Annotated in this window: 13 protein-coding genes and 2 pseudogenes; 4 read left to right on the top strand and 11 right to left on the bottom strand. The window is 71.7% G+C overall.

Features of this window, described 5'->3' with window-relative positions:
- Positions 1-203 precede the first annotated feature (203 nt).
- Positions 204-1,235, top strand: a complete 1,032-nt coding sequence (locus ACIBK5_RS34400; RefSeq protein ID WP_399025823.1) for a LacI family DNA-binding transcriptional regulator — start codon at positions 204-206, stop codon at positions 1,233-1,235.
- Positions 1,236-1,256: 21 nt separating this feature from the next.
- Here the strand turns inward: ACIBK5_RS34400 and ACIBK5_RS34395 are convergent, their stop codons facing one another.
- The 4 genes from ACIBK5_RS34395 to ACIBK5_RS34380 form a co-directional block, all read right to left on the bottom strand.
- Positions 1,257-2,498, bottom strand: coding sequence for a glycosyltransferase (locus tag ACIBK5_RS34395; protein ID WP_399025821.1), 1,242 nt, complete (start codon positions 2,496-2,498; stop codon positions 1,257-1,259).
- Between the two features lie 162 nt (positions 2,499-2,660).
- Positions 2,661-4,154 carry a HEAT repeat domain-containing protein gene (locus ACIBK5_RS34390; protein ID WP_399025819.1) on the bottom strand — a complete coding sequence of 498 codons (1,494 nt, stop codon included), beginning with the start codon at positions 4,152-4,154 and terminating at the stop codon, positions 2,661-2,663.
- 100 nt (positions 4,155-4,254) lie between these two features.
- A complete protein-coding gene (locus ACIBK5_RS34385; protein WP_399025818.1) occupies positions 4,255-4,653 on the bottom strand; it encodes a cupin domain-containing protein in 399 nt (132 codons plus the stop codon).
- Between the two features lie 139 nt (positions 4,654-4,792).
- The gene (locus ACIBK5_RS34380; protein WP_399025817.1) at positions 4,793-5,230 is read right to left on the bottom strand and encodes a hypothetical protein; all 438 of its coding nucleotides are present in this window, start codon (positions 5,228-5,230) and stop codon (positions 4,793-4,795) included.
- A gap of 89 nt (positions 5,231-5,319) precedes the next feature.
- On the opposite strand from ACIBK5_RS34380, the gene ACIBK5_RS34375 reads away from it, so the two are divergent.
- Positions 5,320-6,018 (top strand): helix-turn-helix transcriptional regulator, encoded by a 699-nt coding sequence (locus tag ACIBK5_RS34375; RefSeq protein WP_399025816.1) that lies wholly within the window; start codon positions 5,320-5,322, stop codon positions 6,016-6,018.
- A gap of 45 nt (positions 6,019-6,063) precedes the next feature.
- Complete coding sequence (locus ACIBK5_RS34370; RefSeq protein WP_399025815.1) at positions 6,064-6,336, top strand: EF-hand domain-containing protein; 273 nt, start codon at positions 6,064-6,066, stop codon at positions 6,334-6,336.
- Positions 6,337-6,385: 49 nt separating this feature from the next.
- On the opposite strand, the gene ACIBK5_RS34365 is transcribed toward ACIBK5_RS34370, so the two are convergent.
- A complete protein-coding gene (locus ACIBK5_RS34365; RefSeq protein ID WP_399025814.1) occupies positions 6,386-6,520 on the bottom strand; it encodes a hypothetical protein in 135 nt (44 codons plus the stop codon).
- A gap of 163 nt (positions 6,521-6,683) precedes the next feature.
- On the bottom strand, positions 6,684-6,833 hold the full coding sequence (locus ACIBK5_RS34360) for a hypothetical protein (RefSeq protein ID WP_399025812.1): 150 nt from the start codon (positions 6,831-6,833) through the stop codon (positions 6,684-6,686).
- Between ACIBK5_RS34360 and ACIBK5_RS34355 the strand changes: the two are divergent.
- Positions 6,832-7,347 (top strand): annotated as a pseudogene (locus ACIBK5_RS34355) (hypothetical protein); the annotation flags it as partial. The gene ACIBK5_RS34360 and the pseudogene ACIBK5_RS34355 overlap by 2 nt on opposite strands.
- 148 nt (positions 7,348-7,495) lie before the next feature.
- On the opposite strand, the gene ACIBK5_RS34350 reads toward ACIBK5_RS34355, so the two are convergent.
- From ACIBK5_RS34350 to pgm, 5 genes and pseudogenes are all read right to left on the bottom strand, one after another.
- Positions 7,496-8,503, bottom strand: a complete 1,008-nt coding sequence (locus ACIBK5_RS34350) for a trypsin-like serine peptidase (RefSeq protein ID WP_399025810.1) — start codon at positions 8,501-8,503, stop codon at positions 7,496-7,498.
- A 219-nt stretch (positions 8,504-8,722) separates the two neighbouring features.
- Positions 8,723-9,199 (bottom strand): SRPBCC family protein, encoded by a 477-nt coding sequence (locus ACIBK5_RS34345; protein ID WP_399025809.1) that lies wholly within the window; start codon positions 9,197-9,199, stop codon positions 8,723-8,725.
- A gap of 297 nt (positions 9,200-9,496) precedes the next feature.
- Positions 9,497-9,634 (bottom strand): annotated as a pseudogene (locus ACIBK5_RS34340) (flavin reductase family protein); the annotation flags it as partial.
- 116 nt (positions 9,635-9,750) lie between these two features.
- Positions 9,751-10,041, bottom strand: coding sequence for a zinc-ribbon domain-containing protein (locus tag ACIBK5_RS34335; protein WP_399025807.1), 291 nt, complete (start codon positions 10,039-10,041; stop codon positions 9,751-9,753).
- 127 nt (positions 10,042-10,168) lie between these two features.
- The gene (gene pgm, locus ACIBK5_RS34330) at positions 10,169-11,809 is read right to left on the bottom strand and encodes a phosphoglucomutase (alpha-D-glucose-1,6-bisphosphate-dependent) (protein WP_399025806.1); all 1,641 of its coding nucleotides are present in this window, start codon (positions 11,807-11,809) and stop codon (positions 10,169-10,171) included.
- Positions 11,810-11,838 lie beyond the last annotated feature (29 nt).

Below are 11,838 nucleotides of genomic sequence, written 5' to 3'. Positions count from 1 at the left end.
GGCACTGAACTGAGTGGCGGAAACGGGCCGAAAAGGCTTTCTGAGACGCTAAGGACGCATCCCACGACCCGTCAATCCCCTTGCGTGAAGCGGTTTCTGAGCAGTACTCGAAAACCCGGACCAGGGCGGGACCGAAAATTTCCGCGTACTGTTTGGGGTGCCCTCGACGGCGTCGGCAGGCGACGCGAGACAGGAGAAGACCCATGGCACAGGCCACCGGCCCCTCGCGTTCGCAGCCCGCCACCCTCAGCGATGTCGCCCGGCTGGCGGGCGTGTCGATCGCCACGGCGTCCAAGGCCCTCAACGGCCGCAGCCAGGTGCGGGCGGAGACCAGAACGCGTGTGATCGAGGCGGCCGAGCGCCTGGCGTTCCGGCCCAACCAGGTGGCCCGGGGACTGCTGGCCGGACGGACGGGCACCGTGGGGCTGCTGACCAGCGACCTGGAGGGCCGGTTCAGCATCCCGATACTGATGGGCGCCGAGGACGCCTTCGGGGCGGGCGAGGTCGCGGTGTTCCTGTGCGACGCCCGCGGGGACGCGATTCGCGAGCAGCACCATGTCCGCGCGCTGCTGGGCCGCCGGGTCGACGGGCTCATCGTGGTGGGCAGCAGGACCGACCCGCGGCCGTCCCTGGGACGGGAGTTGCCGGTCCCCGTGGTCTACGCGTACGCGCCGTCGGAGAATCCGGAGGATCTGTCCATCGTCCCGGACAGCGTCGGCGCGGGCCGGATCGCCGTGGAGCATCTGCTGGCCTCGGGCCGTACCCGCATCGCGCACATCACCGGAGACCCCGGGTACGCCGCCGCGCGGGAGCGTGCCGAGGGCGCCCGGGCCGCCCTGGCCGACGCGGGCCTGGCCCTGGTGGGCGAGCCGCGGTTCGGGGCGTGGTCGGAGGGCTGGGGGCGGGCGGCCACCGCGATGCTGCTCGACCAGCACCCGGAGGTGGACTCCGTGCTGTGCGGCAGCGACCAGATCGCCCGGGGCGTCATCGACGTCCTGCGCGAGCGCGGCCGGCGGGTGCCGGAGGACGTGGCGGTCATGGGTTTCGACAACTGGCGGGTCCTGACGTCCGCGTCCCGGCCGCCGCTGACCAGTGTCGACATGAACCTCGAACAGGTCGGGCGGGCGGCCGCGCACGCCCTGTTCACGGCGATCTCCGGCGGCACGCGCCGCTCCGGGATCGAGACCCTGCCCTGCCGGGTGGTGATCAGGGGGTCGACCGTGCCGCTGTCGTGAGCCGCGGCGCCCGATCGCGGCTCATGTCGCGAGTCGGCCGAGTGCCGCCAGGACCGGTGCCACGCCGTCCTCCTCGGCCAGGCGGCGCGCCACGTCCTGGGCACGGTCGCGATGGGCCGGTTCGCCCACGGCCCGGCGCAGGGCGGGAGCCAGCGCTTCGGCGGTGAGGCGGCGCAGGGGAACGGCGCAGGGGGCGGTGCCCAGGGCGACGAGACGGGCCGCCCAGAAGCCGGCGTCGAACTGCACCGGCACCGGCACGGTCGGCACACCCGCGCGCAGGACGGCGGCGGTGGTGCCGGCTCCGGCGTGGTGGACGACGGCGGCCGTCCGGGGGAACAGCGACGCGTGCGGCACATCGCCGACGGTGATCACGTCGTCGGTGCGGGCGGTGAGGCCCGCCCACCCCTGCTGGATGATCCCGCGCAGTCCGGCGGTGCGCAGGGCGCGCACGATCTCGCCGCTGAGACGCTCAGGGTCCGGCACGGTGGCACTGCCCAGCCCGACGAAGACGGGAGCGGGCCCGGCGGCGAGGAACTCCTCCAGTTCGGCGGGCAGGGTCCGGGTGTCGTACGGCCACCAGTACCCGGCGATCTCCAGCCCGGGCCGCCAGTCCCGCGGCCGGGACACCACCACCTCGCTGAACCCGTGCAGCACCGGCCACCGCGCCCGTTCCTGGGCCCGGCGCATCGCGGCGCGGCCGGGCAGGGTCATGCCGTGCCGGGTGCGCAGTCGGCGCATCGCCCGGGTGAAGACCTGGTCGACGGCGGTGGTGACGGCCAGTCCGCCCAGGCGGTTGCCCACGGTGCCGAGGTGGCGTCCGCCGAGCATGGGTGCCCCGAACTCCCGTGTCGGGTGCTGGGGCTGGAGGAACAGTCCGACGCTGGGCAGGGTCAGTCCCTCGGCGATGGCGCGGCCCAGCGGTGCCACGGCACCGGCGGCCAGCACGGCGTCGGCGCCGTGTGCCGCCCGGACGAGGTCGTCGGTCATCTCCTCGGCCGCCGACCGTGCCATCGAGACGACGCGCAGCAGTTTGCCGAGTCCCGTGGTGCTGGCGTGCAGACGGCGGCCGCGCTCGGAGTGCAACTCGGCGTGCGGGTCGACCGGGGTCGGATGGAACCGGACCCCGGAGCCGGCGGTCAGCGGCTCGAACAGCCCGTGGGTGACGAGCGTGACCTCGTGCCCGCTCCGCGCCAGCCCCGCGCCCAACCCGGTGTACGGCGCGACGTCGCCGCGCGATCCCGCCGTCATGATCACCAGCCGCATGGGTCCCAGTGTGGCCCGGCGAGGCGGACGACACACGGTGGACGGCGGCAGGGGTCCGAGAATCGCCGGTGCGGGTGAGGCGCGGAGTGGGTGTGGTGCGTGGAGCGGTGGTACGCGGGATGGGTGGTACGCGGAGTCGGTGGTGCATGGTTCTGCGGTGGTTCAGGCCCTTGGGCCTGTGCCCAGCGCCTCGAGGACTCTGGTGGCGGCCTGGCGCAGTCGTGGGGACGCGTCCGCGGTGAGGTCGGTCAGCCGGCTGTGCGCCTCCTCGCTTCCGGCGTGCAGCGACCCGGTCGCCGTCACCAGGCGTTCGAGACCGAGGACGGCCTCGTAACGGACCGCCTCGTACGGGTCGTCCAGGCCGCGCAGGAAACGTCGTAGGTCGTGCCGGGTGTGCTCGTCGGTCTCGTCGTCCCCGGCCAGGAGCGAGAGTGCCGCGGCACGGACCTCGGCGGACGGGGCTTCGTCGGCAAGGCGCCGTACGGCGGGCAGTGCCTGGGTGAGGCCGTCGAGGGCGTTGCGGGTGCGCCAGGTGTGCTTCCCGCCGGCTTCCAGCCGTTCGACCAGGGCCCAGGCCACGGGGTGGCGCTCCCAGAGGCGGAGTCCGTTCTCGACGAGTGCTTCCAGTCCGTCGATCACGCCCGCGCGTATCTCGTCGTCGGGATCGTCCAGGACCGCCAGCAGGAGCCACACCGCGTCCCATCGGGCCCCGGCGCCCACCGCCCTTGCGGCGGCGGCCCGTGTGCGGGCGGGGAAGGTCTCGTCGGTCAAGGCCGTGCGCAGGTGCGCGGCGGCCGTACCCGTGTCAGCGCCACCCAAGGCACACGCGGCGGATGCTCCAGCGTCTGGGTCGCGCAGCCACCGCACCGCCGGTCCGGTCACCCGCTCGTCGCCGAGCCGTCCGAGACCGCGCAGCAGCCGTGCCGCGGTCTCGGGGTCCCGCTCGGTGCGCAGCGTCGCGGCCAGCGCGTCCTGTGCCTGCGGCGCTGCCACGTCGAACAGTCTCCGGGCCACGGCGATCCGCACCGCGGGGGAAGGGTCGCCCAGTCCAGCGAGCAGTGACTCCAGGAGCCGCTCGGAGCAGTCCTCCGGCAGCAGGTCCAGGGCCCGTGCGCGGGCGGCGCCCGGGCCCTGACGGGCCGTGCGGATCACTTCCGCCCGCACAGCGGTGTCGTCCTTCCACCGGTACACCAGAGTCCGGGCCCGCCCCCACACGGCGGAGTCCGGGTCACCGAGCAGCCCGACCAGGGTCGTGGCATCCCCTGGCGCGCCGAGTGCGGCCAGCCCTTCCAGCGCGTTGATCCGCGCGTGGTGGTCCGGGTCGGACAGAAGCCGGGCGAAGGCCCGGGTGACCGCTGGCCCCTGGAGTCCCAGCCGGACGGCGGCGACCGAGGCCCTGCGCCGTACACCCGGGTCCTCGTCGTCCATGAGCAGGGGGAGCACCTCACCGCCCGCCTCGGGGATCCCGAGCCGGCCCAGGGCCAGGGCGGCGGCCGCGCGCACCGCGGGGGCGGGGTCGTCGGCCGCACCGGCGACGACGCGGACGTACGCGGCCCCGCCCGCCTTCCCCAGCCCCTTCACCGCCACCGCGCGGCGCGCCGGATCTGTCGCCGCCAACTCCCGTAAGAAGAAGGCGATCTGATGGTCCGTCCCCATGGACACCTCCGGGGAGGAAGACCGCCGAGGCGGGGGAAGGTTGTGTGGGCTCGGGTTACTCGACGAGGCCGAGTCGTCTCCTGGGCCGGAGCAGGCTGTGTCACATGCCAGGCCTGGTCCGGATCCGCATGCCCGGGCGGCGGCGGTGCACGGTCACATAGGACAAGCCGTCGCTTCCCGCGACCAGGCTGCGCTCGCTGCCGTGCGGCAGCCAGACCAGACGACCGGGGGCCAGGGGCTGCGGGTCCGCTGCCGGGCCGAGGGTACCGTCACCGGCGACGACGAGCAGGAGGACATCGAGGTCGGGCTCGGTATGCGTGTCGATACGGCCGTGCGGTGGGATGCGGATGAGGTTGGCGTCCAGCTGCCGACCCGACTCGGCCAGTCGCCACAGCGCACCCGCCGGTGCCGATTCGTCAGAGATGAGCGACTCCGTATCGCACAGCACCCGCGGCAAGGGGGCACCGGCCGCGCCGGGGGTCTTCTCTTCGTCGTTCATCGATCTGCCACCATCCCGTACGTGCCTTCCGCTGCCCACGGCAGGGTACGGCCGACCGCGACGCGGGGGTGGCCGGGCCTCGGCGGCCACCACATCGACATCAGGACGACGTACGAGATCGCGGTGGGCGGTGCGCCCCTCAGTGTGACGGCCGCTCGGCGTGGTAGTGCTGGGCGAGCCGGGCCAGGGCGACCGCGCCGAGCAGAAGGCCGAAGTCGCGCAGCGCGATGTCGTAGTAGCCGGGGATGGTCAGCAGGTTGACGATGATGCCGGCCAGCCATCCGGCCACCAGCCAGCCTCCGAAGCGCGGGGCGACGGCGACGACGAGTCCCGCGACGATCTCGATGGCTCCGACGGCGTACATCGCCGCTTGGGCACTGCCGGGCACGACGTCGTTGATCCAGGGCGCGAGGTAGCCGGGCCAGTCCACGAGCAGGTTGGCGAACTTGTCCAGCCCGAACAGGATCGGCGCCACGGTGAACCCGGCACGCAGGATGAGGAACGCCTGGTAGCCGGGGTCGGTGAACTTGGATCGCCGGGGGACGGCGGACGTGGTGGTCGGGGCGGCGGACGACATGACTGCCTCCTTCTATCGATGACTCTCATTAACGATAGAAGCGCGAAGACGTTCTTTAGTCAATGGTCATTGGTTTTACACTGGTGTTCATGGACCACCCGCAGCAAGCGCCCCGTGCCGACGTTTCCGCGATCGCCGCACTGGCCGAGCCGACGCGGATGCGGCTGTACGAGCTCGTCGTGCGCCGGCCGGAGCCCGTCAGCCGCGACGAAGCAGCCGCCGCCCTCGGTCTCGCACGGCAGACCGCGGCGTTCCATCTGGACCGTCTGGCGGACGAGTCACTCCTCGACGTCGTCCACGAACGGCGCAGCGGCCGCACCGGTCCAGGAGCGGGCAGGCCGGCCAAGCTCTACAAGCGCTCCACCAGGCAGGTCTCCGTCAGCCTGCCCGAGCGGCACTACGAGCTGGCCGGACGGCTCCTCGCCCAGGCCATGGAGGAATCCGAGGCCACCGGCGAGCCGGTCCGTACCGTCTTGCACCGCAAAGCCCACGACCTCGGCGCCCAGCTCGTCGGCCAGGGCGACGCAGGCGTGTTCGACCTGCTGGAACGGCACGGGTTCGAGCCCCGCTATGACGGTGACGCGATCGTGCTGGGCAACTGTCCCTTCCACGCGCTCGCCCGCGACCACACCGAGACCGTCTGCGGTATGAACCTGCGCCTGCTCCGCGGCGCCCTCGAAGGCCTCGGCACGAAGACCCTCCAGGCATGCCTGGCCCCGAGTCCCGGCTACTGCTGTGTCCGCCTGGAGCCGGCTTTCCGTCCCGGGGGCAACCCGGTCGGCGAATAGGGCGTCCTAGCCAGAGAGCGGGACGCAGCTGCCCGCCTGACCTCCATGCGACGGGGACGGATGATGAGCGACAAGGCCCGCAAGCTGTTCGAGGCGCTCGACCTCGACCACGACGGGGTTCTCACCCGGGAAGAGGTGATCATCGCCCTGCGCACGAACGGACCGTCCCTGGCCGCCTCGGGCGTACTGCCGTTCTGGGGAGTGCAGGACGTCGACGACTCCTCCGCGTTGTTCGACAGGGCCGACCAGAACGGGGACGCGGTACTGACCCTCGACGAGTTCGCCGCGGTGGTGGACCGGCGGTTCGGCTGGAGCTGACGACCACGCCGCGCGGCACCCGCGGGGCGGGACAGCGGGCCTCGCGGGTTCACCTCCGCCTGCGTCGCGCCGCACGGTTGGCGGCCAGCAGACAGCCCCAGACGAGCACCAGGCCGGCCGCCACCAGGATGCGGCCCGCGCCGTCGCCGTCGATCACCCGCCACACCAGAAGACCGGCGCTCAAGCAGAGCATCGGCCAGTAGACCCACGGTCCCCATCGGCTACCCGGCCTTGCCCATGGCGGCGGCTCACCGGAACCGGAGCGATGCCTCATGCATGCCTCCCCTCCCCGGTCCGGTTGCCCGTAACCACCGGCACCAACCTCCCGTCGCCCGGGCCCCGGGATGTCACTCGGGAGTCGCCACCGCCTTCCGGCGGAACGCCATGGTCAGGTGGTCCGGCCTGACCGTGACCACGGCCTGGGGCCGGGGCGCACGGGAGGTGAGTTCGAAGGTCGGCCAGGTCCGCAGGTGCCTTCCGTCATTGGAGCCCACCATGCCCGAGCAGCACTTCGACCGGCGTCTCTTCCTGCGCGCCGGCGCCGCCACCGGAGCCGCTCTCACCGTCGGGACGACCGTGGGTGCCGAGCCCGCGGCCGCGGCGCCCGGCGGATTCCCCGACTATAGGTACGTCCGCACCCTGCTGACGGCGTCCCAGCTGAAGTACAACCCCACCGGCGAGATCATCTTCCCCTGCGTCAGGGGCGTCTACGACAGGCTGCGCTCCCCGCTCGGCCGCTACTACCCGTACTACGCGCCGCACGACGCGTCCGGGGGGATCTGCCTGGCCTACGGCAACTCACTGGAGGGTCCGTTCACGGAGTACCCGTCGAACCCGATCGTCTCCAACAAGTGGTCACCGCACCACTCCGTCAGCCATGTCTCGTCGCCCCGTGTGCTGTGGAACGCGGACGCCAGGGAGTTCTGGCTGTACTTCCACGGGGAGAACTTCACGACCCGCCTCGCCCGGTCGGCCGACGGCATCCGCTTCACCTACGACAAGTACATGATCTACGAGGCGGGAGAGCGACTCGCGGGTGCTATCGCGGTGGCCCGGGGCTGAGCCGCGGGCCGGTGGACGCCCTTGCGGATCCACCGGCGCGGGAGCCGGGCCCGCCCCCGTGGTGGGGCGGCTCCCGGCTCCCGGCTGGTGCGCCGGCTCAGGACGACTGGGCGCTCTGGTACAGGTTCTGCGCGTCCGCGCCGAAGTACGGGCCGTACATGGCGTTCGGCAGGAAGTTGTACTTGAAGCTGTTCACCGAGGACTGCAGGCCGGTCCCGGTGGCCTCGTCGAACTGGGTGAACCACGGGCCTCCGCTGGAGCCTCCGGTCATGTTGCAGGTCAGGCCGTGGTCGCTGGACAGCAGGAAGTCCCGGAACGTGGTTCCGCTGCAGTAGATGAACTTCTCGCCGTCGTACGGAGCGGCGGCCGGGAAGCCGAAGGAGTACATGGCCTTGTTGTAGCCGGTGTTGAAGGCCAGCCCCTGGCCGCCGACGACATCGGTCAGCTGCTTCCCGTCCAGCGGGGCGACCACGGCGGCGCCGATGTCGTAGTTGATGTCCTCACTGGCCGTCCACTGCGGCGTGGACAGGGTCCTGGACGCGGCCCAGGTGCCGTACGGGCGCTGGCCGTCGTGATAGCCGGGCACGAACACCCAGTTGGTGTGCCAGGCTCCCTGCATCTTCACGCAGTGCCCGGCGGTGATGACGGTGCTCTTGTTGGAGCTGGTGACGGCGTTGCCGGAGCAGGAGGCGGTCCGGCCCTGGTAGGTGAAGAACACCCGCCCCGCGGTCTTGGCCACCGCTCCCCCGCCGGACCAGGGGCCGCCGCCGTGCGGGATGGCCATGGGGCCCACGTCGGAAACGGGTGCGCTGGGTGCCACGACGGTCGCCTTGCCCTTGCGGGGTGCGGATGCCCGTGCGTCGGAGCGGTCGACGGACAGGATGTCGAGCGGGGTGGCCGCGCGCATCCGCTGCGGGGTCCAGAAGTCGAGGGCGCTCTTCTGCGCCGAGGGTGCCATGGCTCCCGGTCCGGGCGCGGCGCTCGCCGGTGCGGCGGTGACACCGGTCGCCAGGAGTGCGGCGACGCCGGCGAGCGTGCCGAGGACGGTGTGGCGAGCGCGGGTGGTGCCGCCGGACGATCGAGGGCTGCGGGATCTGCCTATCACGCGGTCTCCTTCTGCTGTGGGGGCCGGGCGGCGGGGAACCGTCCGCCCGGTCAGGCAGGGGTGTCACTGCGGACAGTCAGAGGGCAGCGTGCCACCAGAAGGCCGATATGGACAGGTGCATGTCATAACGATGGCCGAATCATCACCTCCTCTCCGCGTGCGCGCGCAAAAGGACCCGGCCTCCACGATGGAGGCCGGGTCCGGGACGGAGCGTGAGGGTCAGAGGGCGGGGCCGGTGCCGCCGGGCTGGATGCGTCCGCGCCAGGCCCCGGACTCCGCTCCGCGCTCCTCGATGTACTGCTTGAAGCGCTTCATGTCGCCCTTGACCCGGCGGTCGATCGTGCCCGTCATGTCCGCCGCCTTCTCCGCGGCTCCGCTGGGCTCGATGTCCATCACCAGCTCGACCCTGGTGTGGCTGTCGTCGAGGCGCTCGAAGCGGACGGACCCCCTCTGGTTGGTGTCGCCGCTGGTCGTGCGCCAGGTGACACGCTCGTCGGCCAGCTGGTCGACGATCTCGGTGTCGAACTCGCGCCGTACTCCGCCGATCTTGGTGGTCCAGTGGTTGTGGCGGTCGTCCAGTTGCCTGACCTCCTCGACGCCCTCCATGAACTTCGGGAACTCCTCGAACTGCGTCCACTGGTTGTAGGCGGTGTGGACGGGGACGTCGACTTCCACGGATTCCTTGACGGTGCTCATCTTCATGCCTCCGTTTTCACTGGTCGACTACAGGAGGCCCATCGGCCCGCAGCACAAGTCCGGGCCCGTGGCGGGCCGGGTACCCGAGATCTTGCGGTTGCCACACAGATCCGCGCCGGTCCGGAAAGGAAGCGGAACCGACAGTACGTGTCAGGCCGCGCTGGTGGCCGCCCCGCCGTCTCCGAGCGAGAACCGTGGCCGAGCCCGGGGCCAGGCCGTGGTAGTGGCGGAAATCGCATTCGACGCTGAGGAAGTGGCCCGCTCCCCCGGGTGTCAGCGCGCGGGCCCGGCCCTCCCCGGGCGTTCCGCGAGGTTGCGTGCGGTATGGCTCTCGCTCCCCAGGCCCAGGACGATGTGCTGCCCCAGGGCCCATACGGAGGAGATGGGAGCCAGGTTGAAGGTGCCGTCCTCGTTCTCGGTGGTCAGCAGGACCACGGGCGTGCCGAACTAGAGGATGCTCGGCCGGACCACTATGTGAGTGTCGGTCGTCATGATCAGGACGCTACGGGCGGGACGCTTCGCCGCTCACCGAAGTGTCCCGCACCAGAGCACTAGAACCGGTGGTGCTGCTGCTCCGGCTGCCCGGACGTCTGACCACCCTGGCCGCCCGCGTTCTGGATCTGCAGCTGCTCCGCCTGCTCCTTGGTCACCTTCTGTTCCGCGCCGCAGAAGGTGCACTGGGTCAGGTATTTCGTCGAGATCGGGAACAGCGGCACGAAGAACAGCGTGAACTTCGTGACACGCTTCCTGAGCGTGTGCGCGGCGGGGTTGCCGCACTGCCCGCAGACCAGCGTCAGTATCGCCAGCTGGTACAGGTACCCCTTGGTGCCAAAGATGATCACGTGACGGTCCTTCCCGGATCGGATCTTCCCCCAGTGTCCTGTATCTCGGTCCGGCAGGACGAGCCGGCGGCCCGTACGGCCCGGGTCACGTCGTCGTGGCCCGGGCCGTGGGCGGTCCGGTCGGTGCTCAGCCCCCCAGTGCCGTCAGCACCACGCTCTTGGCCTCCTCCTGGACCCGGCCGAGGTGGTCGGGGCCGAGGAAGGACTCGGCGTAGATCTTGTAGACGTCCTCGGTGCCCGAGGGGCGGGCCGCGAACCAGGCGTTGTCCGTGGTCACCTTGATGCCGCCGATGGGGGCGCCGTTGCCCGGGGCCTCGGTGAGGACGGCGGTGACCGCGTCTCCGGCCAGGGTGTCCGCGCTGACCTGGGCCGGGGAGAGCTTGGCGAGCAGGGCCTTCTCCTCGCGGGACGCCGGGGCGTCGATCCGGGCGTAGGCGGGCTCGCCGAAGCGGGCGGCCAGCGTGGCGTAGTGCTCCGACGGGGTCCTGCCGGTGACCGCGGTGATCTCGGAGGCGAGCAGCGCCAGGATGATGCCGTCCTTGTCGGTGGTCCACACGGAGCCGTCCCGGCGCAGGAAGGACGCGCCGGCCGACTCCTCCCCGCCGAAGCCGATGGTGCCGCCGGCCAGCCCGTCCACGAACCACTTGAACCCCACGGGCACCTCGACCAGTTCGCGGCCCAGGTCGGCGGCGACGCGGTCGATCATGGCGGAGGACACCAGGGTCTTGCCGATGCCGGTGGCGGCCGGCCAGCGGTCGCGGTGGGCGTACAGATAGGAGATGGCGACGGCCAGGTAGTGGTTGGGGTTCATCAGGCCCGCGTCCGGGGTGACGATGCCGTGCCGGTCGGCGTCGGCGTCGTTGCCGGTGGAGATCTGGAAGCGGTCGCGCTGCTCGATGAGCGAGGCCATCGCGTACGGCGACGAGCAGTCCATGCGGATCTTGCCGTCCCAGTCCAGCGTCATGAACCGCCAGGTGGGGTCGGTGTGCGGGTTGACGACGGTGAGGTCGATGCGGTGCTGTTCGGCGATACGGCCCCAGTAGGCGACGGACGCCCCGCCCAGCGGGTCCGCCCCGATCCGCACCCCGGCCGCCCGGATCGCGTCCAGGTCGAGCACGCCGGGCAGGTCGGCGACATAGGTGCCCAGGAAGTCGTAGCGGCCGGTGGTGGGGGCGGCGAGGGCCCGGGCGTAGGGGACGCGCCGTACGTCCTTCAGAGAGCCCCGGATGATCTCGTTCGCCCGGTCCTGGATCCAGGAGGTGGCGTCGGAGGCGGCGGGGCCGCCGCTGGGCGGGTTGTACTTGAACCCTCCGTCGGCGGGCGGGTTGTGGGAGGGCGTGACGACGACGCCGTCCGCGAGCCCCGTGGTGCGGCCGCGGTTGTGGGCGAGGATGGCGTGCGAGACGGCCGGGGTCGGCGTGTAGCCGTCCGCTTCGTCGATCAGCACCGTCACCTCGTTGGCGGCGAACACCTCCAGGGCGGTGACGCGCGCGGGCTCCGACAGGGCGTGGGTGTCGGCGCCCAGGAAGAGCGGGCCGGTGATGCCCTGCTCGGCGCGGTACTCGCAGATGGCCTGGCTGGTGGCGGCGATGTGGTCGTCGTTGAACGCGCTCGCCAGGGACGATCCGCGGTGTCCGGAGGTCCCGAAGGTGACGCGCTGCCCCGGGTCGTCCAGGTCGGGGCGGAGCGCGTAGTACGCGGTCACCAGCCGGGCCACATCGACGAGATCCTCGAAACCGGCCGGATCGCCCGCTCGCTCGTGCTGCATGGGCCCGCTCCTCCGCATGGGTTGATCCT

Source organism: Streptomyces sp. NPDC050546, from assembly GCF_044457425.1.
Lineage (GTDB): Bacteria > Actinomycetota > Actinomycetes > Streptomycetales > Streptomycetaceae > Streptomyces.
The sequence above is the reverse complement of the archived record's forward strand: the minus strand, read 5'-3'. Positions and strand labels throughout refer to the sequence as shown.

Coding starts and splice junctions, on each gene's coding strand:
- ACIBK5_RS34385 (WP_399025818.1), bottom strand. CDS start 4,653: ATGAACGACGAAGAGAAGACCCCCGGCGCGGCCGGTGCCCCCTTGCCG.
- ACIBK5_RS34360 (WP_399025812.1), bottom strand. CDS start 6,833: ATGGTGGGCTCCAATGACGGAAGGCACCTGCGGACCTGGCCGACCTTC.
- ACIBK5_RS34400 (WP_399025823.1), top strand. CDS start 204: ATGGCACAGGCCACCGGCCCCTCGCGTTCGCAGCCCGCCACCCTCAGC.
- ACIBK5_RS34395 (WP_399025821.1), bottom strand. CDS start 2,498: ATGCGGCTGGTGATCATGACGGCGGGATCGCGCGGCGACGTCGCGCCG.
- ACIBK5_RS34375 (WP_399025816.1), top strand. CDS start 5,320: ATGGACCACCCGCAGCAAGCGCCCCGTGCCGACGTTTCCGCGATCGCC.
- pgm (WP_399025806.1), bottom strand. CDS start 11,809: ATGCAGCACGAGCGAGCGGGCGATCCGGCCGGTTTCGAGGATCTCGTC.
- ACIBK5_RS34390 (WP_399025819.1), bottom strand. CDS start 4,154: ATGGGGACGGACCATCAGATCGCCTTCTTCTTACGGGAGTTGGCGGCG.
- ACIBK5_RS34370 (WP_399025815.1), top strand. CDS start 6,064: ATGCGACGGGGACGGATGATGAGCGACAAGGCCCGCAAGCTGTTCGAG.
- ACIBK5_RS34345 (WP_399025809.1), bottom strand. CDS start 9,199: ATGAGCACCGTCAAGGAATCCGTGGAAGTCGACGTCCCCGTCCACACC.
- ACIBK5_RS34380 (WP_399025817.1), bottom strand. CDS start 5,230: ATGTCGTCCGCCGCCCCGACCACCACGTCCGCCGTCCCCCGGCGATCC.